We start from the raw sequence: 21,571 nt of genomic DNA on the forward strand, positions 1-21,571 counted from the left end.
CCCCGGATTTCGGCGGGCGGGCGCACACAACTCAGGAGAACGTGCCGGACCGGCGATCGCCGACGGCGCCTCGGCCGGGTCGGGACACGTTCCTCCTGAGCTGTGCACCAGTCGGCGTGCGCACGTCGCGTGCGCACGGTGCGTGCGAACGGGGCGTGCGAACGGGGCGTGCGAACGGGGCGTGCGAACGGGGCGGCGGGGCTCAGAGGTCGACGGTGCGCACCACGGAGGTGTCCCAGGGCACGGTCCAGCCGGCCGCGTCGAAGAGCGCATCGAGCACCATCGCGGTGAAGCCCCAGACGATCGTGCCGTCGACGTCGAACGCCGGGCCCCGGAACGTGTGCCCCATGCGGGTGATCGTCGAGGTGAACCGGGTTTCGGGGGCGAGCAGTTGCGCGACGGGAACCCGGAACACCTCGACCGTCTCGGCGTGATCGACCGCCACGACCCGCGACGGCGACTGCCACCATGCCAGGACGGGCGTGACGAGATGGTTGCTCGCGGCGAGCGGGATCTCCGGCAGCGTGGCCAGGATCTCGACTCCCGCCGGATCGAGCCCGGTCTCCTCCTCGGCTTCGCGCAGCGCCGTGGCGACGACGTCGGCATCGTCCGGCTCCACGCGTCCACCGGGGAACGAGACCTGACCGGGGTGGGACGAGAGGGTGGGCGCGCGTCGCTGCAGCAGCACGTCGAGGTCACGGGCGACGGCCGCCTCGGTCGTGGGGGCGGGGATGCGATCGAGCACGCCGAACAGGATGAGGACCGCCGCATCGTGCGCGCTCTGCGGGTCGGCGAGAGGCGGGATCCGCACGCCCCACGAATGGTCGGCGACTGCCGCGAGCAGCTCGGCGCGGGCGCCCTGGGGATGCATGCTCATGCGTCCGAGCATAGGACTCGTCGCGCGCGGTCGGTCGTAGTCTGGAGAGATGGCCAGGAAGATCGACATCGTCGACGGACGCGCGGCTCTCGATGCCGTCCGCTCCGCGGATGCCTCCGGCGTGAAGCCGCAGCGCACCGATCTCGCCACCGCCGTGCGCTATCTGTTGCAGCTGCTCGACGAGAAGGCACCGGGCAACAGCGTGGAAGTGCGAGTGCCTCCCTTCGGTGCGGTGCAGGTCATCCAGGGTCCTCGACACACCCGTGGCACGCCGCCGAACGTGGTGGAGATGGATGCGGCGACCTGGATCGCCGTGTCCACCGGCACGGAGCGATGGGCGGATGCCGCAGACGGCGGACGCATCCACGCTTCGGGCACGCGCGCCGACTTGAGCGACGTGCTGCCGGTGCGTCCCTAGCGCAGCCGCACGGGACGGGCGCTCCAATTTTGATAAGCAAGCTTGTCATTTAGACAAGTGCACTGTACATTCACATCATGACAACGTTGAGTGTCCGAGAGTGGTTTGCCGTCGTCGGGGGTTTGGTCTCCTTCTTCCTCGCCGCCGTGGTGGCGGGCGTTCTGTATGCGCTTGATTCATTGCGTGTGTGGGCGGGCTGGGTGCTCGTCGTCGTCGCGATTGCAGGACTGGTGCTGTTGGTCGTGACGACTGTTCGGGTGTTGCTTCGAGGGGACACCGAGGGGGTCGAGCGTCAGGACGCGGCGCGGGCGTCGATGGTGACTGTCATGGTCGTCATGGTCGCGGGCTTCGCGTACTCGCTGTTGGAGGCATTCGTCGGCATGCCGAGGGTGACGGCCGCTGTGCCTGCCGCAGGAGCCGGCCTGGTGTGGGTTGTTGTGTTCAGTTGGGGTCGTCTCGGTGGTGAGGAGGGGTGATCGCGAACAGGCTGTCTGTGCTGCGCGCAGAGCGCCGTTGGAGTCAGGCTGAGCTGGCGGATCGAATCAACGTGTCGCGCCAGACCATCGTGTCGCTCGAGAACGGCCGGTACGAACCGACGCTGAGGATCGCGATGCGTTTGTCAGTTGTCTTCGAGCGAGGAATCGAGGGCATCTTCTCCCCGGACCCAAGCGACATCGCACTCGTCCGCACCGACTGATGAGGCCGCCGCAGGCTCGGTCGGAGCTGATTGCCCCGATGTGTCGGTCAGCCCCGCCTGCGGTTCGCGATCTCGTCGGCGAGCTGTTGGACGAGGGTGGGGTCGGCGTCCTTCGCGAGGGTGACGTAGTGGTCCATGACGGCCGGCCGGTATCGCACGGGCATCGTCTGCCCGGGTGCGAGCCGGGTGAGCGCAGTGATCGTGAGGTCCTCGTCCGCGATGCCGCGGAACGAGATGCCGTCGGCGGTCTCCACGTCGAGCATCAGGAGCACGCGCGGGCTTCCGTCGCTGCTGACCTCCCGCCAGTCGACGATGACACCGAGCGCGAGCGCGCCCGTGCGCAGTTCCGCATTGCGTCTGCGTGCCGCGCCGCTCAGGAGCGGGTTCGGAGCGACACCCGGGAACTCGGGTCCGACGCCGAGCGATTCCCGACTGAGGTCAGGTCTGAGTTGCGCCATCAGGTTGTCGAGGTTCTGCTTCCTCTTCTTCGAACCGAACATCATCGCTCCCTCGCGTCGGCGCCGGAGTCTCGGCGTGGCGCTTCATCGTCAGCGCGATTGTATGTCGTTGACCGCCCGCCTTGGCGCGATTGCCCGTCCTCGGGTGATGGTGACCGGGAGGCCCCGGCAGGCGTCCGCCCCGCTCGATGGCGTGTCAGGCGCGGTCGTGGAGGGTGATCCGGTATCCGTCCGGGTCGGCGAAGGTGAAGGTGCGCCCGAAGGGTCCATCGATCGGGTCCGCGACGATCGTGTGGCCATCGGCGAGGAGTGCATCGTGGATGGCCTGGACGTCGGTGGCGTGGAGCCAGATCGCGGTGCCGATGCCGGGCTGGTCGATGTCGGTCAGGTCGGTGCCCGGTGCGATGTCGCGGAGGGCGAACGCGATGGGGGTCGTCTCGAAGACGACGGCGTGAGGCGGTCCTGCCGGGGAGCGGACGAGGCCGAGGTAGTGCTCGTAGAACGCCCGCGAGGCGGCGAGATCGCGTGCTTGCAGGGAGATGAAGTCGGGGCCGGTGACAGGCATGGGCAATATCCTTCGTGTTGTGTCAGTTTTCTGACACAGATCAGCGTATGTCAGAATACTGACATGAGTCAAGACCGCGATGGGATCGACCTCGACACCTCACTGGGCTACCTGCTGAAAGAAGCGTCCAGCGCCCTGCGTGCCGCGATGGAAGAGGTGCTGCGCCCGCTCGGGATGACCATCACCCACTACTCCTGCCTCGAACTGCTGGCGCAACGACCCGGGCTGTCGAACTCCGAGCTCGCACGAGGTGCATTCGTCACGCGACAGTCGATGAACGTGCTGCTGCAGGCGCTGGAGCGGGACGGGTTCGTGACCAGGCCGGCGGAGGCCCCGGTCGGCAAGGCTCTCCCCGCCCGCCTCACCGACCGCGGCCGTGAGAGTCTCGCGACGGCGACTGCTGCCGTCCGCTCGGTGGAGGTCCGGATGCTCTCCGGCATGACCGAGGAAGAGCAGGCGGGTGCGCTGAAGATCCTCCGGAGCATGATCCGCTCGCTGCGGGAGGAGTCCTAGCCCCGAGCGGATCAGCGCCGAGCGACCACCAACGGAACCCCGGTCACCGGATGCGGGAACACGTCGACCGCCTGGCCGTAGACCTGCTCGATCCGCTCGGCGGTCAGCACCTCGGCCGGAGTGCCCGTCGCCGCGACCCTGCCCTCGGCGAGCAGCGTGACCCGGTCGGCATGCGCGAGGGCGGCATTGAGATCGTGCAGCACGATGGCGACTGCGATCCCGGCATCCGCGCGTCCGCGGATCAGCCGCATGACGTCTTCGTGGTGCTTCAGGTCGAGAGCCGCGGTCGGTTCGTCGAGCAGCAGGAGGCCGGTGCTCTGGGCGAGCACGCGGGCGAGGGCGACCCTGGCGCGCTCGCCGCCGGACAGCGACGGCACCGCACGGGCCCGGAGTGCCGTGACCTCGGTCTGCGCCATCGCTGCGGACACCCGTTCGTCGTCGTCGTCGGCCGCCGGTGTGCGGGCCCAGGGAGTCCTTCCCATTTGCACGACCTGCTCTGCACTGAACGGAAACGTGACGGTGTTCTCCTGCAGGAGCACCGCCCGCTGCTGGGCGAGCGTGCGCGGCTTGACGCGCTCGATCGGCTGGCCGTCGAGCTCGACCGCGCCGGCCTGGGCTGTGATATCTCCGGCGAGCACTCCGAACAGGGTGGATTTGCCCGCCCCGTTCGGCCCGACGAGGGCGTGGACCTCTCCGGAGCGGATCGCGATGGACGCGTCGTCGAGGATCGTCCGCCCTTCGCCGACGCGCACGGTGAGTCCCGACCCGCGGAGCCTGACGGTCATGCCCACCCTCCCGAGCGACGACGGGTGCGCACGAGAAGCCACAGGAAGAACGGGCCGCCCACGAGCGAGGTGATCATGCCGATGGGCAGATCGGCGAGCGGCACGGCCGTGCGGGCCACGAGGTCGGCGACCGCGATGAGCAGTGCGCCGCCGAGCGCCGAGGCGATCACGAGCGGCACGTGGGCGGGGCCGATCATCATCCGCATCAGGTGTGGCACGACGAGACCGGCGAATCCGATGATCCCGGCGAAGGCGACCGCCGCGCACACCAGCAGCGCGACCGTCACGATCACCACGATCCGCAGCAGCTCGACATTGACGCCGAGGTGTCGCGCGGTGCGCTCGCCGAGCGCGAAGAGATCCAGGCGCGGTGCGACGATCAGCGCGACCGCCACACCGATCAGCATGAGCGGTGCGACGAGCTGGATGTTCGACCACAGCGCGCCGTTCAGCGACCCGAGCTGCCAGAACACGATCTGCTCGCGGGTGGATGTGGTGCCGAGGAAAGTGAAGAAGGCCATGCCGGCGCCCGCGATCGCATTGATGGCGATACCGGTGAGCAGGAGGGTCACGACCTCGGTGCGACCTCCGGAGCGACTGATGAAGTACACCGAGAACACCGCGACCAGGCCCCCGAGGAATGCGAACGCGGGCGTGGTCCACATGCCGAAGGTCGCGAGCCCGAACGTGATGCTCGCCGCTGCGCCGAGCGCCGCGCCCGAGGAGACGCCGACCACGCCCGCGTCCGCGAGCGGGTTGCCGAAGATCGCCTGCATGAGCACACCCGAGACCGCGAGGGCGGCGCCGACGAGGAGGCCGAGCACGATGCGGGGCATGCGCAGGGTGAAGATCACGCCGTAGTCGGTGGATGCCGACGGAGCCCACGCGGTGTCGACCCCGACGCCGCGCAGGAGCACGCCGATGAGGGAGGTGGGGGAGAGGTCGTACTGCCCGCTCGTGATCGACACGATGCACGTGATCGCGAGCGCGATCACCAGGCCCACCGTCACCAGGGTGAAGCGCAGGCCCCGGTGCCTCGTCGGAGTCGGGGTGACGACCTCCCCGGTCACTTCGCGGGCTCGGGGGCGTACAGGGCGCGGGCCAGAGCGCCGATCACGTCGGCGGTGCGCGGACCGAAGCTCAGGATCTCGCTGTCGGCCATGTCGATCACGCGGCGGTTCGCACCGGCGGGGGTCTGCGCCACGGCGGGGATCCGCTCGATCAGCCCGTCGATGCCGCCCACGGATTCGAGCCCGTCGGTCATCATCACCAGCACGTCGGGCTGCGCGGCGACGAGGGCCTCGGCGGTCATCGGCTTCATGCCCTCCCACCCGATCTCGGCCGCCACATCGACCCCGCCCACCGCGTCGATCAGCGAGTCGGCCCCGGAGTCCTCTCCGAAGATGTAGTAGACGTTCGCGCTGCCGCGGACGTAGAGGAACAGCATCCGGGCGCGATCGGCTTCGTCGGCGGGAACGATCTCGGCGATCTCCGCGAGCGTCTCGTCGACCGAGGCGTCCAGTCGATCGATGAGCGCTTCCCCGCGGCGAGGCACGCCGAGGGCCGTGGCGATCTCGGTCACGAGTGCGTCCGTGGTGTCGAGCCGCCGGTCGCTGGAGATCACGACGACGGAGATGCCCGCGTCGCGCAGCTGCTGACGCACCTCCTTCGGGCCGATCGTGGTGTCGGTGAGGACGACGGTCGGGGCCAGCTCGAGGATCGCCTCGGCATTGAGCGTGTGGCCGGTCTTGGTCACGACGGGGAGCTCTTCGGTGCCGGCGAAGACGGTGGAGGCGTCGCGACCGACGACCTGATCGCCGAGCCCGAGTGCGAACACGGTCGACGCGATCGTGCCCGAGATGTCGATCGGGAGGATCCGGTCGATATCGGTGATCTCGATCTCGTGGCCTTCGCTGTCGGTCACCGTCACAGGCAGCGTCGGAGCGCTGTCGTCGTCGACGGGCGCGATCGCGTGGGTCGAGAGGCAGGCGGTGGATGGGCCGGTGTGCGCGCGGACGTCGTCGATCAGATCGAGTGCGGCGAGCGGGAGGGATGCCTGGGGGCAGTCGTCGTCGGCGACGGCGGCCGGTGCGGCCGTGCCTCCCGGCTCGGTGCAGGCCGTGAGCCCGACGGCCAACGCGGCGACGAGGAGAAGGGCGGAAGCGCGACGCATTAGGCAAGGCTATCCTAAAACTTGACGCGTGCTGATTCCCCCCTCTACGCTCAGGGGCGGCGGCTTACTTAGCTGAGCCTAACCAACATCCAACCCTCGCCCGACTGCATTGCGGCACCGCCGGCGCGCGTGTGCTTCTGCGCGCCCGGAGCCATGGAGAACCGTGAACGCCACAGCCACAGCATCCCCCGGGAGCGCACGCATACGCGTGCTGCTCGCCGCTTTCGTCTCCTTCCTCCTCATCGCCGCCGGCGCCGTGATCGTGCCGCCCGCGCACGCCGCCGGTGCGATGGTCACTGCCACGGTCGCCTCCGCAGGCGCCTCCGGAGTGAGTGTGCAGGTGCAGGCGAGCGGTCTGCCTGAAGTCGAGGGCGCATACGCCGCGCTCATCGTGAAGGGGACGGAAGCGGGCCTCTCCGGTGGTGGCGGGTACGCCGCCTTCGTGATGCCGACCGTCGCCGGAGGGGCGAGCACGTTCACGCTCGACGCACCGGCCGGCTCGCTGGACCGCACGAAGACCTATGAGGTTCTCGTCTGGCAGAAGCACTCGAACCCGAACGAGACCACGATCTACGGCCGCGGCGACGTCGGCATCTCGGCCGGGCAGTGGGACGCGGTCTTCGGTGCCGCCCCCACCGATCCGGGAACCGACCCCGGTACCGGTCCGGGGACCGACCCCGGTACGGATCCGGGGACCGACCCCGGTACGGATCCGGGGACCGACCCGGGCGAGACCCCGAAGTCGGCGGCGATCGAGGTGTTCCTCGCCGACGGCACGACTCCGGCCGCCGGTGTGGCGCTCAAGGCCGGCGACAAGGTCGTCGTGAAGGGCTCGGGTTACGACCCGGCGGCGAACCTCGGGACCGAGGGCCGTGGTGTGCCGATCCCGAAGCACCTTCCGCAGGGCACATACGTGGTGTTCGGCAACTTCGCTTCGGCATGGCAGCCCTCGACGGGTGCCGCTTCTGCGACGCGATCCTCAGGGTCTCAGGCCTGGGCTCTCGCCGAGGGCGTGCTGAACCAGGTTCCCGCGCAGTACCAGAGCGCGATCCGCGCGCAGTGGGTCGACATCGCGGCCGACGGCACGTTCCAGGCGACGGTGACCCTGAAGGATGCCGCGGCGGCGCCCGGCTCTTACGGGGTCTACACCTACGCGGCCGGCGGCGTCATCAACGCCGACCAGGAGCGCAGCGTCGCCCTGAACTACACCGAGACCCCCGCGGTCGCCGCGACGGTGAAGACCGCGACGGCGAAAGACGGTCTGACCGTCACGGCATCCGGCACCAAGCTCGGAGCGATCCCGGGTGCGTACGTCGCGTTGATCGAGAAGGGCACCGAGGCGAACGTCACCGGCAGCGGCGGGTTCCTCGCGATGCAGTACGTGCGCCCGATCTCCGGCGGCGTCTTCACGGTGGACCTGACCGCCGCCGCCGACACGCTGGACCGTGCGAAGTCGTACGAGGTGATCGCGTGGAGGCAGCACTCCAACCCCGACGCGAGCACCATCTACGCCCGCGCGGCCATCACCATCACCGATGCGCAGTGGGAGAGCCTGCGGCCGGCCCCGTCCTCCCCGGCGATCGAGGTGTTCCTCGCCGACGGCACGACTCCGGCCGCCGGTGTGGCGCTCAAGTCCGGCGACAAGGTCGTCGTGAAGGGCTCGGGTTACGACCCCGGCGCGAACATCGGCGGACGCGGGATGCCGATTCCCAAGCACCTTCCGCAGGGCACCTACGTGGTGTTCGGCAACTTCGCTTCGGCATGGCAGCCCTCGACGGGTGCGGCATCTTCCAGCCGTTCCGTCGGTGCGCAGACGTGGGCTCTGGCCGAGGGCGTGCTGAATCAGGTTCCCGCGCAGTACCAGAGCGCGATCCGCGCGCAGTGGGTCGACATCGCGGCCGACGGCACGTTCCAGGCGACACTGACGCTGAAGGACGCCGCGGCGGCCCCCGGTTCCTATGGGATCTACACGTATGCCGCCGGGGGAGTGGTCAACGCCGACCAGGAGCGCAGCGTCGCCCTGAACTACGGTGTCGCGCCCGTCGTGACCGCGACCGTGAAGGCCGCGACGGCGAAGGACGGCCTGACCGTCACGGCATCCGCTTCGGCGCTCGGTGCGGTCAGCGGCGCCTACGTCGCGTTGATCGAGAAGGGCACCGAGGCGAACGTCACCGGCAGCAGTGGTTTCCTCGCGATGCAGTACGTGCGGAACATCTCCGGAGGCGCGTTCGCCGTCGACCTGACGGCGGCCACCGACACGCTCGACCGCACGAAGTCCTATGAGGTCATCGTCTGGAAGCAGCACTCGATGCCGGATGCCGGCACGATCTACGCGCGGAGCACGGTCACGGTGACCGACGCGCAGTGGGACACGCTCTTCCCGGCAGGGCCGGCCGTCGTCACGACCGTGAAGACGGCGACGGCGAAGGACGGTCTGACCGTCACCGCCGCCGCCAGGAATCTCGGCGAGATCCCCGGCGCCTACGTCGCACTGATCGAGGCCGGAACAGAGGGAGCGGTGAACGCCGAAGGCGGATTCCTCGCGATGCAGTGGGCGCAGAAGGTCACGTTCGGAGCACTCTCGCTCGATCTGACGACGGCAGCGAAGAACCTCGACCGCACCAAGGCGTACGAGGTCATCGTGTGGCAGCAGCACTCGAATCCCGGTGCGAGCACGATCTACGCCCGCTCGACCGTGACCATCACGCCCGCGCAGTGGGACGCCCTGCTCGACGTGAAGGTGCCGGAGGTGCCGGAGAAGCCGGTCACCCCGACGAATCCGCCGGCGAGCGTCCCCGGCGGTTCGCTCCGCTGGGCGATCTCGTCGTCGTTCACGAACTACATCACGGGTGACATCGCGAAGGGCTCTATCGCGGTATCCGACGGCGCGACCCGTTCGGGCGGGCAGTTCCAGTTCGGTCAGACCGTCGGCGGCGACTTCGACGTGAACACCGGCCTCGGCAGCGTCGTCTATCGCGGCTCGGTGCGCTTCACCGGTCACCAGGGCGTGCTCGATGTGACCGTGTCGAACCCGCAGATCCGCATCACCTCGGCATCGGCGGCGACGCTGTACGTCACGAGCGGCGGCGCACAGGTGCCGTTCGCGACGCTCGATCTCTCCAACGCGGCGCGCATCACGGCCAACGGTGCGGTGACCTACACGGCGGCCCCCGCGGCGCTGACCGCGGAGGGACGCGACCGTGTGCTGTCGGGCTACGGCACCACGCTGAATCCGGTGACGTTCACGATCGGCTCGGTCTCCGCGGCACCCGCCGGGTCGAGCGGCACGGTGGCTGCGGCGGTCGTGAAGCCCAAGACGACGCTCCCGGCGACTCCGCCGGCGACCGCCGGCATCGAGGTCGACGAGGCCAATCTGTCCGCACTGGCGTCCGGCCAGCCGGCCACAGTGTCGGCATCCGGGTTCCGCGCGAACGAGACCGGCATCAAGGTCGTCGTGTACTCGACCCCCGTGCTGCTCGAGACGGTGACGGCCGACGCGGACGGTGTCGCGACCTGGTCGGGTGCCCTCCCTGCGAGTCTCGAGGACGGCGAGCACACGCTCACGTTCCAGGGATCCGTGAGCCGCGGTCTCGTGTTCACCCTGAACAGGGCGACCGCCGCGATCGGCGTCTGCACGGTCGAGGGTGCCACGCTCGAGTGGGGATACAAGGAGTCGTTCCGTACCTACATCGAGGGCATCGCGAAGGGTGGGTGGACCCTCACCGACGTCGCCTACCGCTACCCCGACTACGTGTGGGAGAACGGCACCGGCTCGTTCGACGACGAGACCCTCACCGGCCTCGTGACCTACGGCGGCAGCATCACCTTCACAGGTCACGACGGTGCGCTGAACACGACGCTCGCGAACGCCGCCGTCGAGCTCGCCGGAGACAAGGGCTACCTGGTCTTCGACGTGACCGGCACCACGCAGGGCGGCGAGAGCATCGATCAGCAGGGCGTTCGCCTCGCGGAGTTCGCGCTCGGCGACGCGGCGGTCGTCGACGGCGTGCTGACGCTCAACGCAGTCCCGACCACGCTGACCGAGGCCGGAGCATCCGCATTCGGCACCTACGCCGCAGGTGAGCAGCTCGACCCGGTCACCGCCGTGATCCCGGTGGGCGCGGCCTGCGGCGTCGCGGAGGAGAAGCCCGCCTCCGATTCCGAGGCCACCGCCGCGGTGACCACCGCGACCGAGCCCGCTGCATCCGGGGACGCTCCGGTGTGGCCGTGGATCGTCGGCGGCCTGGTGGTCGTGGCGCTGGCGGCGACCGGTGGTGTGCTCATCTCCCGCCGCAACCGCGAGGACGCGACCGCGCAGACGACGACCGAGGTCTAGTCGAGACGCGATACGGAACGGCCCTTCCTGCAGCGGACGCGGGGAGGGCCGTTCTTCCGCGACGACCCGGGTACGCGACATGCGTCGGCGGTGGGACAATGGATGCATGGCCCCCACCGATTCCCACCAGACCGTCGAAGCGACCGTGCGCCGTGTGCCGCGGTACGGCGTGCTCATGGGCATCGGCGTCGTGGTCGGCGTGATCGCGGCCGGCATCCTCACCTGGACCGGCAGCTTCGACGAGTCGCAGGCCCTCGACGTCGTCTACCCGCCCGGTCAGGTGTTCGGCTTCCTGCTGCTGTGGACGGTGCCGATCGGCATCGCGCTCGGCGGCGTCACCGGTCTGATCCTGGAGCGCATCGCCCGCCGTCACGACCGCGTCGTCCGGGTCGACCGCGAAACCGTCGTCGACGAGGACTGAGCTCTAGGCCAGCTCGGCGATCACCGGACGGATCGCGGCGTCGAACGCCACGACGTCGCGGCGCAGACCGTCGGTCACCGCCACCGTGAGCGCCCCGATCCACCAGATGCCGCGCTGCGAGAACGGCAGCACCTGCACGTTGAGCTCGAACGAGTGCGCGCGTCGGCCGACTTCGCGCTCGAACTCCGCGATCGCACTCGCATAAGCGCGGTATGCGTCGCCGCCGGTGTGGCTCTTCATCGAACTCACGTAGCGGTCGTGCGCGGCGCGCGCGTAGAGCAGAGCCGACGTCGCCTGCGGGGCGATGGCCGCTGTGAGCTCCTCCGCACCGTGGGCGGGCAGGGCGACCAGGGTGTCGAACCCGTCGATGAGCTCGAGTGGCACGTCGGAAGGATGCGCGCGCGGCTCGACCGTCATGTCCCAGTAGTCGCGCCACTGGGCCTCGATCGTGGGGGAGGCGTCGACGGCATCCGGCGCGCGGACGGCGAGTTCGCGGAGGCTCGGCAGGTCTTCCGGAACCCGGATGCCGAGGCGCTGCCGCAGCGCGAGCGCGACGAGCACGGGTACGCTCGCGTCTTCGCGGATGAGCCACTGCGGCTTGTCGGCCATGGCCCCATCGTAGGCGGCTCGGGGCTCCGGATCCGAGGTCCGACTTCGCGGAGAGTCGGACCGGCCGTGGGCGGTAGGCTGGAGACGTGGCTGCCTCCCCCACCAATCCCTATTCCGAAGCCGGCGTCGACACCGCTGCAGGTGATCTCGCCGTCGAGCTGATGAAGTCTTCCGTGCGCGCGACGCACGGTCCCGAAGTGCTCGGCGGTGTCGGCGGTTTCGCCGGCCTGTTCGATGCCAGCGCGCTGCGCGACTTCCGTCGCCCGCTGCTCGCGACCAGCACAGACGGCGTCGGCACGAAGGTCGCGATCGCGCAGGCGATCGACAAGCACGACACGATCGGGCAGGACCTGGTCGGCATGGTCGTCGACGACATCGTCGTGGTGGGCGCCAAGCCGCTCTTCATGACCGACTACATCGCGTGCGGCAAGGTCGTCCCGGAGCGGATCGCCGACATCGTCCGCGGCATCGCGCAGGCGTGCTCGGCCACCGGCACCGCGCTGGTCGGCGGAGAGACCGCGGAGCACCCGGGCCTGCTCGGCCCCCGCGACTACGACGTGGCGGGAGCGGCGACCGGAGTGGTCGAGGCCGATGCGATCCTCGGCGCGGAACTCGTGCAGGACGGCGACGCGGTGATCGCGGTCGCCTCCAGCGGACTGCACTCCAACGGCTACTCCCTGGTTCGTCACATCGTGACCCGCGCGGGCATCGGCTACGGTGACAACGCCGCCGACTTCGGCACGACCTGGGGTGAAGCGCTCCTCGAGCCGACCCGCCTCTACACGCTTCCCCTGCTGCGCCTGATCGAGCAGCTCGGGTCCTCGACCGGCACCGGCGGCGTGCACGCCCTCAGCCACGTCACCGGCGGAGGCATCGCGGCGAACCTCGCGCGCGTGCTCCCGCAGGGCAGTTGGGTCGAGGTCGACCGCAGCAGCTGGTCGCCGAGCCCGGTCTTCCGCGTGCTCAGCGATATCGCCGGGTCCACGCTGGAGTCGGCGGAGGGCACCTGGAACCTCGGCATCGGCTTCCTCGCCGTGGTCGCTGCGGAGAAGAAGGATGCCGCGATCGCGGCGCTGAACGCCGAGGGCATGCCCTCGTGGCAGGTCGGGACCGTCGGCTTCGGGCCGCGTCCGGCCGGCGAGTTCGAACAGGGCGCCAAGGGCGTCGACGGTGGAGCAGTGCGCCTGGTCGGCGCCTACGCGGACGGAGCGAAGTAAGAGCCCATGTGCGGCATCGTCGGAATGGTGGGCTCTGCCCCGGTCAATCAGGACATCTACGACGCACTCCTGCTGCTGCAGCACCGCGGCCAGGATGCGACGGGAATCGCCACCGCCGAGGCGAACGGCGTGATGCACAACGCCAAGGCGCAGGGAATGGTCCGTGAGGCGTTCCGCACCCGCGACATGCGAGCCCTGCTCGGCAACGTGGGTCTCGGCCACGTGCGCTACGCCACCAAGGGCACGGCCTCGAACGAAGAGGAGATGCAGCCGTTCTACGTGAACGCGCCGTACGGCATCATCCTCATCCACAACGGGAACCTCACCAACACGCGTGAGCTCACTGCCGACATGGCCAAGCGCGATCGCCGCCACCTCAACTCCTCCAGCGACACCGAGCTGCTGCTCAACGTGCTCGCCGGCGAGCTGCAGAACACGACCTCGACCGTCGACCTCGACCCCGAGCGGGTGTTCGAGGCCGTGGCGCGCACGCACGAGCGCATCGAAGGCGCCTACGCCGTGATCGCCGTCATCGCCGGCTACGGTCTGCTCGCCTTCCGCGACCCGTTCGGCATCCGTCCGCTGATCCTGGGCCGTCGTCCCTCGACCGTCCCCGGCGCCGAGGGCAAGGACGAGTGGGTCGTCGCGAGCGAGTCGCTCGTGCTCGAGAACGGCGACTACGACGTCGTGCGCGAGGTCGAGCCCGGCGAGGCGATCTTCATCACCAACGACGGAGAGCTGTTCTCGAAGCAGTGCGCCACGGCCGCCACTCTCGCACCGTGCGCCTTCGAGTACGTCTACCTCGCCCGTCCCGACTCCGTCATGAACGGCATCTCGGTGTACGAGTCGCGTCTGCGCATGGGCGACCGGCTCGCCGACACGATCGCCAAGCACGTGCCGATGGACAAGATCGACGTGGTCATGCCGATCCCCGACTCGTCGCGCCCTGCGGCGATGGAGGTCGCCCGCAAGCTCGGGATCGAGTACCGCGAGGGCTTCTACAAGAACCGCTACGTCGGCCGCACCTTCATCATGCCGGGACAGGCGGTGCGCAAGAAGAGCGTGCGCCAGAAGCTCAACGCCATGTCGACCGAGTTCCAGGGCAAGAACGTGCTCCTGATCGACGACTCGATCGTGCGGGGCACCACCTCCAAGGAGATCATCCAGATGGCGCGCGATGCCGGCGCCGCCTCGGTCACGTTCGCTTCCGCTGCGCCTCCCGTGCGGCACCCGCACGTGTACGGCATCAACATGCCGTCGCGCCACGAGCTCATCGCGCACGGGCGCACGATCCCCGAGATCGCCGAGGAGCTCGGTTGCGATCACCTGGTCTACCAGGAGGTCGAAGACCTCAAGGCCGCGATCATCGAGGGCTCGGCGCTCACCGATCTCGACATGAGCTGCTTCGACGGCCGGTACGTGACCGGCACCGTCTCGGATGAATACCTGGCCTGGGTGGAGGGGTCACAGACCTCATGACGATGCCGAGTGCGCGACCGCTCTGGCAGGGTCGGGCTCTCGCACTCGTGGGGATCGTCCTGGTGGCGTTCTCGCTGCGCTCGGCGGTCGCCTCCCTGTCACCGGTCATCGACCACGTCGCCGAGGACTTCCCGGTCTCGCCGGTCGTCGTCGGCCTCATCGGTGCCGCACCGCCGGTCTGCTTCGCGATCTTCGGTCTGCTCACGCCGCTGTTCGAGCGTCGATTCGGCCTGGAGCGGATGGCGGTCGCCGCGATCACGCTCATGGCTCTGGGGCTGCTGCTGCGCGGTCTCGCGTTCGATTCGACGACTCTGCTCGCGGCCACCGCGGTCGTGTTCGCGGGCGTCGGCTCGGGCAACGTGCTCCTCCCGCCGCTGGTGAAGAAGTACTTCCCGGATCGGCTCGGGGTGATGATGACCATCTACTCGACCACGATGGCGGTATCGACGTTCCTGCCCCCGCTGGTCGCCGTGCCGGTGGCCGACTCTCTCGGCTGGCGGGTGTCGCTGGGGATGTGGGGCATCGTCGCGGGTATCGCGCTGGTGCCCTGGGTGGCACTGCTGCTGAAGAACGGCTCGCGGGCGGTCGAGCCGGTGAAGCGCGAGCCGGTGAAGAACGAGCCCCTGGTCCCCGACCCGACCGATGACGTCGACGACGTGCAGGATGCGGTGGCCGTCGCGACCGGTCCGATCTCGACCACCCCGGCGAACCGCCGGTACTTCGCCCGGTTGTGGCGGCTTCCGCTCGCCTGGGCGCTCGCGATCGTCTTCGGGGCGTCGTCGACCATGGCGTACGTCTCGTTCGCGTGGATGCCGACCATGCTCGTGGACATCGGTGGCGTCACCCCGGCGACCGCAGGCTTCCTGCTCTCCCTCTTCGCGCTGATCGGTCTCCCGTGCTCGTTGCTCGTGCCGATCCTCGTCGTGCGCTTCCAGGCGACGCGCCCGCTCTTCTTCGTCGCGGTCGGCGGAGGGCTGGTGGGGCTCGCCGGCTTCCTGTTCGCGCCGACCGTGGCCCTGCCGCTGTGGGTGAGCATCTTCGGGCTCACGGCCATCATGTTCCCGCTGAGTCTGGTGCTGCTCAGCATCCGCGCCCGCACTCCGGAGAGCGCGGTGGCACTGAGCGGCTTCGTGCAGAGCATCGGCTACGCCATCGCGGCGACTTTCCCCCTGCTGGTCGGTCTGCTCCACGAGACGACCGCGGGCTGGCGGATTCCGCTTCTCGTCATCGCCGGTGTGCTGATCGTCGCGATCCCCGCCGGCATCGTCGCGGGGCGGCGCCGCACGGTCGAGGACGAGTGGGAGCACCGGCACGGTCGCTGGTGAGTCTGCGGGCCGGTTGCCGGCGCGGGGTCGACGCGGGATAATCGTGCACTTCGGCCCTGTCTCGGTGGTTCTCAGTCGAATCGGACGAGCCCTCCACGGGCCGCGCGGATGATGATCTGCACACGGCTGTTCACACGCCATTTGGCCATGATGCTGCTGACATGTGTTTTCACTGTGCTCTCCGACGCATGAATGGACCGAGCGATCTCGGCGTTCGAACGCCCGAGCGCCAGTTGCATGAGAGTCTCATGCTCCCGTTCCGACAGCAGGTGTCCGTCGGGGAACTCGTCGGTAGTCTCGACATCACCGGTCTGAGCGGCTTCGATCAGGCGAGCGGTGATCGCGGCGGACAGTGCTGCGGCCCCCGCGTGAACAAGGCGGACGGCGTCGATGATCGCCTCGGGCTCGGCATCCTTCAGAAGATAGCCTGACGCGCCGGCACGAAGCATCGGCAGGATCATGTCGATGGAGCCGAAGGTCGTGATCGCCAGAATCCGGGCGTTCGGGACGGCCCGAACGATCTCGTGCGCTGCCTGGACGCCGCCCATACGGGGCATCTGCATATCGAGGAGGACGATGTCGGGCCGCTGCTGCTCGACGAGGGCGACGCCGGCTATGCCGTCCGGTGCCTCAGCGACGACCTCGATGTCATCCGCATCCTCGAGGAAGACCCTCAATGCGCGACGTACCAGCGCATCGTCATCGACGATCACCACACGTATCGGTCGCATGTCATCCCATCGCGCCGACGTCATCGCGCATGTCGTCTGTCTCGTCCTCCATCACCTCAGGAATCCGGCTGTATCGATACGTCCCGACCTGATCCAATCGGGCGAGTGCCTGAACCGCCACATGCACCTCTGCCAGAGGGACAGCCCTCACGGAGATGTCACGAGTACCTCTGTCGGCAATCGTGATCTTCAACTTGTTCGCAGGGAGCCATCGACCCACAGGGCTGACGACGGATTCGTAGTACAGAATCGACGATGCCCGGAAGAGGAATCTCCGGCGGAACAGAACTCCTCGACGAATCTCCACGACCCCGTCGCGCGAGAGGAAGAGCCTTGTCGGTGCGCGCACGATCCAGAATGCGACGATGGCAATCAGAGTTGCCCCTGCCGCAACCGACCAGGCCGTGCCGATCAACGACTGGATGAGTATGATCACGCCGATCCAGAGACCACCGATGGTGAGCAGGCCGGAGATCCTCGACCGAGCGAGAAGGGTGCCTTCGTCGTGGCCCCGGAAGACGCTGCGAATCGCTGAGGTCGCCTCCTGCGCCGTCGCATGAGGTGACACGAAATTGGGTGGGTCTCCCTCACCCGATCCGCCCGACACGCGAACGATACTGCGACGAGCCAGACGGAACAGGAGTGGCTGGTGCAGGTCGAGCAGGGTGATGTCCGTGGCGTTGATCGTTCGCGTTCTCGTCGAGAGCAGTCCCTGTCGGGTCTCGATGAGTTCCTCCGTCTGACGGATCCGGAAGTTCGACATCTCCACCAACCGGGAAACGACACCCGTCGCCGTCGCCAACGCACACATGCCCGCCAGCACGACGATCAGCATCTCGACCGGCAGCTGGGTCAACCACTGCCACAGGTGGAATGAAGTCTGAATGATGTCGCGTTCCAGGAACTGCGAGAGCAATCCGATCGCGGCGATGGCGAGGGGGAAGATGACGTACCACCGCGAATGCGTGAAGGCGTACAGCCAGATACCTGCGCGTGTGAAGTCCTCGGTGTCGTCCGAGAACCGTACATCGAGAGCACCCACGGTCTGGGTGCTCTCGATGCGGGTGCGCAGTTCAGCGATGGCTGCGGGAGAAAGCGCTTTGAAATGAACATCGCTCGTCTCCCCGGCGCCGTGCGCGACCCTGAGCTCCGAACGCCCGAACAGCCGCAGAAGCCAGGGTGTCTCGACGTGCACACCCCGGACGCTCGACCACGGAACCTGCAACGAACTCGAGTTGACGTACCCTGACCGGTAGACGAGTTCGGACTCGAGGAGCTGATACGTCGTTGTTCGCCACTCGGCCACGGCGAGTGCGAGGCGGACGACGAACCCGACGATCAGGATCAGGTAGACGGCGAGCGGCACGGCCTTGCCGACCAGAGCGCTGATGAGAAGGGCGACCGCGAGACCGAGGGTGCCACCGAGGAGGGCGCGAACACAGACGATCGCGACCATGACGCGGCTGTTCCTCTCAACCATGATCGTCGGGAGCATGCGCCGAGCGGACTTCTCGTTGCAGAACGGCGAAGGCGTCGTCCGTGACGCCGTCGATGTCGATGAACGATCCGGGAACCCGGAATCGCACCTTCACCAGCCCGAAGGATCGCAGGATGGGTCCCTGGCGCCGCTCGACGATAAGGATCTGCTGCATGGGGACGAAGTTCTCTCGCCTGAAGATGACGCCCGCCGAAGTATGGATTCCGTCAGGTGAGACGGAATAGCGAAAGCTCCGCACGGCGGCCGGCGTCAGCCATGCGAGCTCGACGATCAGAACGATCACGGCGAGTACCAGAGCGGCGAACACGACGGGGATCTGCAGGGCCGGGATTCCGAGCACCAGACTGACGGCAGCGATGAGGAGTATCGCCCACACTATTGCCCCGCGCAAGATATCGACGGCTACGGCCTTGGGCGCCAGTTGCATCAGATTTCTTTCTGTGGTGAGTCGAGTGGGTGGTGATGGCCTCAGTCTACCCCGAGGCCATCACCCGGAATTGATTTATCCGAACATTTGGGCGATAACCTTCGCCACTTCTTCAGGCGACATTCTTGCCAGCATCTCGCCCACGCGCTTCGAGTTGTTCCACACCCAAGCGACGGCCTGTGCGCCGTACTTCGTGACCAGCTTGATTACTGTACCCATTTAATGTTTCTCCGTTGCGTTTTCGATTACGACACCCGAGTCCTCGTTGGCCGATGTCGAGTAAGTGTTGATGAACAGTCGCGACAAAAGATGTGCTTTCGCGACGTTGTGTGTCACCCGCCGATGATGCCGGTGATGGTGCGGATGATCCAATCGATGGACTTCCCGGCATCGATCCATTTCTGAACCGTGCCCCAGTTGTTTCGTGCCCAATTGACGACCCGTACTCCCGCGCCGCCGATTTTGGCTAGAAATGACCACATAGATTTCCCCCTTTCCTTTCGGTGAGACATTCGAGCAGATTGCTGTCAGGCTCTTCTGCCGCCTGACCGTCGAAAAGCTAACACGAAGAAAGGGGCGTGATTGCTCGGTGCGCCTTAAAGGGGATCAAAGTTGAAGTTCGCGGTACAAATGTATGTCATTGCAATGCGTCACGAGGTCGAATCGTCGTGAGGAGGTACGAAAGTACCGACGGGTGTGGACGTGGGACCACACTTCGAGTGGAAGGAAGGGCGACGGCCGGAATATCGGTGCCAGGTGGATGATGTCGCGATAATGGACTGTGAGCAACGTGCGGACCATCTTCCAGACATCCGGCGCGTCGCACGCATTTGAGGCCCCCGCTCCGATGAACACGGCCGAGCGGGTGGTCCTCCTCGTGGTCGTCGGCGGCGCGATGGGCACCATCCTGCTCACGGCGGCTCTCGGCAACTCGTTCACTCTCGCGGGCTTGCTCGACCTGGGGGTCACGGGGCTCTTCGCTGTGTTCTTGGTCTCGCCGCCGATCGCCGTGGCCATGTTCGCTGCGGCGATGGTCCTCGCGTTCCTGACCGGGTGGGATGGGTCCGCCTTCACGGCGCTGGCCGTGGCCACCGGAGTGGTGGTCAGAACCGGATCCACGCGAGTGATCATCGTCTTCGCCGGACTGCTGCTGTTGAGCGCGGCGAAGATCGTCATGCTGCGACCTTCCGAGCCGGTCCTCATCGAGATCGGGCTCCTGATCGCGGTGGTCTCTGGTGCCGCAGGGCTGCTGATGCGGTCTGCGCGTGGCCGTGAACAGCGGTTGGCCGCGACTGCCCGAGAACAGGCATCCGTGATGGCAGAACTCCGCCGTGACGAGCGTCTGCTCATTGCCGACGAACTGCATGACGTCATCGCGCACGACCTGACAGCGATCGCGATGCAGGCCAGGGTCGTCGAACGTCAGGACGATCCGGTGCTGCGGGCCGAGATCCATCGTGAGATCGGTGATGCGGCTCGGCGCGCGCTTCGGGACGTTCGACGCCTCATCGAACCCGGCCACGGCGAGGTGTCGACAGGGCGGATCGACGACTTCGAGACGACACTGACCGACATGGTGGCGACGTTGCGCACTGCGGGATACTCACCGGCGGTGAGTTCGAATCTCTCGCAACCCGTGCCTCGCATGATGGACTCTGCTCTGGCACGCGTTCTCCGTGAGAGCACCACGAACGTCCTGAAACACGGACGGAAGGGGCCGGTGCGCATTCACGTCGAAGCAGATGCGCAGACCATCTCGCTGCAGGTCAGGAATCGCCGTGGCGTCACCGGCCTGCGCAACCGTCTGCCTTCTGGAGGATTCGGAACGACACGCCTCGCAGAAAGAGTCGGTCTGCTCGGAGGTGAGTTCACCCAGACGATCGAGGGCGATGAGTGGGTGGTGCGAGCGGCGCTGCCACTGGCGTGAGCTTCCGTCCGGCGACCGCCTCCTGTGCGCTCCGCAGGGCCCTGCGCTAGGCGGAACCCTGCGCTCCGCGGAACGCGGCGCTACGCAGAGCGCGGCGGCGCGGTGGACGAGCGCACGATGAGCTGAGGGTCGGTGGAGGGCATCTCGCCGACCGCATCGTGTCCCTCTATCTGAGCGATCACCCGGAGCGCGGCCGCACGGCCCATCGCCTCGAAGGGCTGGCGGACCGTGGTGAGCGCGGGGGAGGCATAGGCGGCGAGGGCGATGTCGTCGACGCTCACCACCGAGACGTCGTCGGGAACGCTGCGACCGGCCTCGTGCAGCGCGCGGATCAGGCCGAACGCCATCTCGTCGCTGCTGACGAACACGGCCGTGGCCTCGGGGATGGCCGCGATCGTGCGACCGGCGCGGTAGCCCGACTCGGGCGTCCAGTCGGCAGGGATCAGGGGCGGGGGAACGATTCCGCGGTCGCGGAGTGTCTGTTCCCACGCCTCGCTGCGCTGCTGCGTCTCGGTCCAGTAGTCGTCGCCGGAGACGTGCCAGACGGTCTTGTGCCCGAGATCGAGCAGGTGCTCGACGGCGAGACGCGCGATCGCGCGCTGGTCGACGGCGAGCGGGGCGTCTTCGTCGAGAGAGGTGCGCTCGCTGCGGGTCGCGGGGGTGCGCTCTGTGCGCGCCCGCATGGCCGGACTCTCGAGCTCGACCGGCACTCCGAGGATGATGCCCTCCGCGCCCTGACGCTCCAGCCGGTCGAAGGCCTCCAGGAACGCCTCGGCCGACGCGTGGTCGGCGACGGCCGCCGTCGAGACGGTGTATCCGTTCGCCGCAGCCGCCTGCTGGATGCCGACGCCGAGGGCCGCCGACGAGTATCGGTCGGTCGAGACGACGATCACACCGAGCACACGGGTGCGGCCGGAGGCGAGGGATGCGGCGGCGGCGTGCACGCGATAGCCGAGCTCTTCGACCGCTGCGAGCACGCGCCTGGCGGTGTCGGGGCGCACGTTGTCCTGCCCGGACATGACGCGCGAGACGGTCTGCGTGGAGACTCCGGCGAGCTGGGCGACATCGACCTGGCTGGGGGCGCGGTCGTCTCTCGGGCGACGAGGTGACATGTG

Annotated in this window: 23 protein-coding genes; 10 read left to right on the top strand and 13 right to left on the bottom strand. The window is 67.9% G+C overall.

What is annotated here, in order from left to right; genetic code table 11:
• Positions 1-202: 202 nt before the first annotated feature.
• Entirely contained in the window at positions 203-877 is a 675-nt protein-coding gene (locus B2869_RS08170) for an NUDIX hydrolase (RefSeq protein WP_292764881.1), read from the bottom strand.
• A gap of 49 nt (positions 878-926) precedes the next feature.
• On the opposite strand from B2869_RS08170, the gene B2869_RS08175 reads away from it, so the two are divergent.
• The 3 genes from B2869_RS08175 to B2869_RS08185 all read left to right on the top strand — a co-directional run bounded on the left by B2869_RS08175 (position 927) and on the right by B2869_RS08185 (position 1,992).
• Positions 927-1,295, top strand: coding sequence for a sterol carrier family protein (locus B2869_RS08175; protein ID WP_021199210.1), 369 nt, complete (start codon positions 927-929; stop codon positions 1,293-1,295).
• Positions 1,296-1,372: 77 nt separating this feature from the next.
• Complete coding sequence (locus tag B2869_RS08180; RefSeq protein WP_292764885.1) at positions 1,373-1,771, top strand: hypothetical protein; 399 nt, start codon at positions 1,373-1,375, stop codon at positions 1,769-1,771.
• Complete coding sequence (locus B2869_RS08185; protein ID WP_349678062.1) at positions 1,768-1,992, top strand: helix-turn-helix transcriptional regulator; 225 nt, start codon at positions 1,768-1,770, stop codon at positions 1,990-1,992. Before B2869_RS08180 ends, B2869_RS08185 begins: the two co-directional genes overlap by 4 nt.
• A 47-nt stretch (positions 1,993-2,039) precedes the next feature.
• Here the strand turns inward: B2869_RS08185 and B2869_RS08190 are convergent, their stop codons facing one another.
• Together B2869_RS08190 and B2869_RS08195 are read right to left on the bottom strand one after the other, a co-directional pair.
• Entirely contained in the window at positions 2,040-2,492 is a 453-nt protein-coding gene (locus tag B2869_RS08190) for a hypothetical protein (RefSeq protein ID WP_292764888.1), read from the bottom strand.
• Between the two features lie 154 nt (positions 2,493-2,646).
• The gene (locus B2869_RS08195; RefSeq protein ID WP_292764891.1) at positions 2,647-3,015 is read right to left on the bottom strand and encodes a VOC family protein; all 369 of its coding nucleotides are present in this window, start codon (positions 3,013-3,015) and stop codon (positions 2,647-2,649) included.
• 63 nt (positions 3,016-3,078) lie between these two features.
• Here B2869_RS08195 and B2869_RS08200 point away from each other — a divergent pair, with 63 nt between their 5' ends.
• Positions 3,079-3,528: a MarR family winged helix-turn-helix transcriptional regulator gene (locus B2869_RS08200; protein ID WP_292764894.1), complete on the top strand. Its 450-nt coding sequence runs from the start codon at positions 3,079-3,081 to the stop codon at positions 3,526-3,528.
• Positions 3,529-3,539: 11 nt separating this feature from the next.
• On the opposite strand, the gene B2869_RS08205 is transcribed toward B2869_RS08200, so the two are convergent.
• From B2869_RS08205 to B2869_RS08215, 3 genes are read right to left on the bottom strand one after another with little or no spacing between them, the layout of a single operon-like run.
• A complete protein-coding gene (locus B2869_RS08205) occupies positions 3,540-4,313 on the bottom strand; it encodes a heme ABC transporter ATP-binding protein (protein WP_292764897.1) in 774 nt (257 codons plus the stop codon).
• Positions 4,310-5,383, bottom strand: coding sequence for a FecCD family ABC transporter permease (locus tag B2869_RS08210; RefSeq protein WP_292764900.1), 1,074 nt, complete (start codon positions 5,381-5,383; stop codon positions 4,310-4,312). Before B2869_RS08210 ends, B2869_RS08205 begins: the two co-directional genes overlap by 4 nt.
• Entirely contained in the window at positions 5,380-6,486 is a 1,107-nt protein-coding gene (locus B2869_RS08215) for a heme/hemin ABC transporter substrate-binding protein (RefSeq protein WP_292764903.1), read from the bottom strand. The genes B2869_RS08210 and B2869_RS08215 overlap by 4 nt, the downstream gene beginning before the upstream one ends.
• A 163-nt stretch (positions 6,487-6,649) precedes the next feature.
• Between B2869_RS08215 and B2869_RS08220 the strand changes: the two genes are divergently transcribed.
• Together B2869_RS08220 and B2869_RS08225 are read left to right on the top strand one after the other, a co-directional pair.
• Positions 6,650-10,822 carry an HtaA domain-containing protein gene (locus B2869_RS08220; RefSeq protein ID WP_292764906.1) on the top strand — a complete coding sequence of 1,391 codons (4,173 nt, stop codon included), beginning with the start codon at positions 6,650-6,652 and terminating at the stop codon, positions 10,820-10,822.
• 106 nt (positions 10,823-10,928) lie between these two features.
• Complete coding sequence (locus tag B2869_RS08225; protein ID WP_021199192.1) at positions 10,929-11,243, top strand: hypothetical protein; 315 nt, start codon at positions 10,929-10,931, stop codon at positions 11,241-11,243.
• Between the two features lie 3 nt (positions 11,244-11,246).
• Here B2869_RS08225 and B2869_RS08230 read toward each other — a convergent pair whose 3' ends face one another.
• Positions 11,247-11,852: a hypothetical protein gene (locus B2869_RS08230; RefSeq protein ID WP_021199191.1), complete on the bottom strand. Its 606-nt coding sequence runs from the start codon at positions 11,850-11,852 to the stop codon at positions 11,247-11,249.
• Between the two features lie 86 nt (positions 11,853-11,938).
• On the opposite strand from B2869_RS08230, the gene purM reads away from it, so the two are divergent.
• From purM to B2869_RS08245, 3 genes are read left to right on the top strand one after another with little or no spacing between them, the layout of a single operon-like run.
• Positions 11,939-13,069 carry a phosphoribosylformylglycinamidine cyclo-ligase gene (purM, locus tag B2869_RS08235; protein WP_021199190.1) on the top strand — a complete coding sequence of 377 codons (1,131 nt, stop codon included), beginning with the start codon at positions 11,939-11,941 and terminating at the stop codon, positions 13,067-13,069.
• Positions 13,070-13,075: 6 nt separating this feature from the next.
• Positions 13,076-14,548, top strand: coding sequence for an amidophosphoribosyltransferase (purF, locus tag B2869_RS08240; RefSeq protein WP_021199189.1), 1,473 nt, complete (start codon positions 13,076-13,078; stop codon positions 14,546-14,548).
• On the top strand, positions 14,545-15,873 hold the full coding sequence (locus B2869_RS08245) for a CynX/NimT family MFS transporter (RefSeq protein ID WP_292764914.1): 1,329 nt from the start codon (positions 14,545-14,547) through the stop codon (positions 15,871-15,873). Before purF ends, B2869_RS08245 begins: the two co-directional genes overlap by 4 nt.
• 71 nt (positions 15,874-15,944) lie before the next feature.
• Here the strand turns inward: B2869_RS08245 and B2869_RS08250 are convergent, their stop codons facing one another.
• From B2869_RS08250 to B2869_RS08265, 5 genes are all read right to left on the bottom strand, one after another.
• A complete protein-coding gene (locus B2869_RS08250) occupies positions 15,945-16,604 on the bottom strand; it encodes a response regulator transcription factor (RefSeq protein ID WP_292764917.1) in 660 nt (219 codons plus the stop codon).
• A 1-nt stretch (position 16,605) separates the two neighbouring features.
• Positions 16,606-18,084 carry a PH domain-containing protein gene (locus tag B2869_RS08255; RefSeq protein ID WP_292764920.1) on the bottom strand — a complete coding sequence of 493 codons (1,479 nt, stop codon included), beginning with the start codon at positions 18,082-18,084 and terminating at the stop codon, positions 16,606-16,608.
• Positions 18,077-18,529 carry a PH domain-containing protein gene (locus B2869_RS08260; RefSeq protein WP_292764923.1) on the bottom strand — a complete coding sequence of 151 codons (453 nt, stop codon included), beginning with the start codon at positions 18,527-18,529 and terminating at the stop codon, positions 18,077-18,079. The genes B2869_RS08255 and B2869_RS08260 overlap by 8 nt, the downstream gene beginning before the upstream one ends.
• A gap of 75 nt (positions 18,530-18,604) precedes the next feature.
• The gene (locus B2869_RS18745) at positions 18,605-18,748 is read right to left on the bottom strand and encodes an aureocin A53 family class IId bacteriocin (RefSeq protein ID WP_373695400.1); all 144 of its coding nucleotides are present in this window, start codon (positions 18,746-18,748) and stop codon (positions 18,605-18,607) included.
• 113 nt (positions 18,749-18,861) lie between these two features.
• On the bottom strand, positions 18,862-19,011 hold the full coding sequence (locus B2869_RS08265) for an aureocin A53 family class IId bacteriocin (protein WP_292764926.1): 150 nt from the start codon (positions 19,009-19,011) through the stop codon (positions 18,862-18,864).
• Positions 19,012-19,310: 299 nt separating this feature from the next.
• On the opposite strand from B2869_RS08265, the gene B2869_RS08270 reads away from it, so the two are divergent.
• Entirely contained in the window at positions 19,311-20,456 is a 1,146-nt protein-coding gene (locus B2869_RS08270) for a sensor histidine kinase (protein WP_292764928.1), read from the top strand.
• Between the two features lie 80 nt (positions 20,457-20,536).
• Here the strand turns inward: B2869_RS08270 and B2869_RS08275 are convergent, their stop codons facing one another.
• Positions 20,537-21,568 (bottom strand): LacI family DNA-binding transcriptional regulator, encoded by a 1,032-nt coding sequence (locus B2869_RS08275; protein ID WP_021199181.1) that lies wholly within the window; start codon positions 21,566-21,568, stop codon positions 20,537-20,539.
• Positions 21,569-21,571 lie beyond the last annotated feature (3 nt).

It is taken from the genome of Microbacterium sp. UBA3486 (assembly GCF_002377845.1).
Classification (GTDB): domain Bacteria; phylum Actinomycetota; class Actinomycetes; order Actinomycetales; family Microbacteriaceae; genus Microbacterium; species Microbacterium maritypicum_A.

What these genes read in the sequence shown, in the direction of transcription:
- B2869_RS08170 (WP_292764881.1), bottom strand. Translation starts at nt 877, where the DNA reads ATGAGCATGCATCCCCAGGGCGCCCGCGCCGAGCTGCTCGCGGCAGTC.
- B2869_RS08175 (WP_021199210.1), top strand. Translation starts at nt 927, where the DNA reads ATGGCCAGGAAGATCGACATCGTCGACGGACGCGCGGCTCTCGATGCC.
- B2869_RS08180 (WP_292764885.1), top strand. Translation starts at nt 1,373, where the DNA reads ATGACAACGTTGAGTGTCCGAGAGTGGTTTGCCGTCGTCGGGGGTTTG.
- B2869_RS08190 (WP_292764888.1), bottom strand. Translation starts at nt 2,492, where the DNA reads ATGTTCGGTTCGAAGAAGAGGAAGCAGAACCTCGACAACCTGATGGCG.
- B2869_RS08195 (WP_292764891.1), bottom strand. Translation starts at nt 3,015, where the DNA reads ATGCCTGTCACCGGCCCCGACTTCATCTCCCTGCAAGCACGCGATCTC.
- B2869_RS08200 (WP_292764894.1), top strand. Translation starts at nt 3,079, where the DNA reads ATGAGTCAAGACCGCGATGGGATCGACCTCGACACCTCACTGGGCTAC.
- B2869_RS08205 (WP_292764897.1), bottom strand. Translation starts at nt 4,313, where the DNA reads ATGACCGTCAGGCTCCGCGGGTCGGGACTCACCGTGCGCGTCGGCGAA.
- B2869_RS08215 (WP_292764903.1), bottom strand. Translation starts at nt 6,486, where the DNA reads ATGCGTCGCGCTTCCGCCCTTCTCCTCGTCGCCGCGTTGGCCGTCGGG.
- B2869_RS08225 (WP_021199192.1), top strand. Translation starts at nt 10,929, where the DNA reads ATGGCCCCCACCGATTCCCACCAGACCGTCGAAGCGACCGTGCGCCGT.
- B2869_RS08230 (WP_021199191.1), bottom strand. Translation starts at nt 11,852, where the DNA reads ATGGCCGACAAGCCGCAGTGGCTCATCCGCGAAGACGCGAGCGTACCC.
- purF (WP_021199189.1), top strand. Translation starts at nt 13,076, where the DNA reads ATGTGCGGCATCGTCGGAATGGTGGGCTCTGCCCCGGTCAATCAGGAC.
- B2869_RS08245 (WP_292764914.1), top strand. Translation starts at nt 14,545, where the DNA reads ATGACGATGCCGAGTGCGCGACCGCTCTGGCAGGGTCGGGCTCTCGCA.
- B2869_RS08250 (WP_292764917.1), bottom strand. Translation starts at nt 16,604, where the DNA reads ATGCGACCGATACGTGTGGTGATCGTCGATGACGATGCGCTGGTACGT.
- B2869_RS08255 (WP_292764920.1), bottom strand. Translation starts at nt 18,084, where the DNA reads ATGGTTGAGAGGAACAGCCGCGTCATGGTCGCGATCGTCTGTGTTCGC.
- B2869_RS08260 (WP_292764923.1), bottom strand. Translation starts at nt 18,529, where the DNA reads ATGCAACTGGCGCCCAAGGCCGTAGCCGTCGATATCTTGCGCGGGGCA.
- B2869_RS18745 (WP_373695400.1), bottom strand. Translation starts at nt 18,748, where the DNA reads ATGGGTACAGTAATCAAGCTGGTCACGAAGTACGGCGCACAGGCCGTC.
- B2869_RS08265 (WP_292764926.1), bottom strand. Translation starts at nt 19,011, where the DNA reads ATGTGGTCATTTCTAGCCAAAATCGGCGGCGCGGGAGTACGGGTCGTC.
- B2869_RS08275 (WP_021199181.1), bottom strand. Translation starts at nt 21,568, where the DNA reads ATGTCACCTCGTCGCCCGAGAGACGACCGCGCCCCCAGCCAGGTCGAT.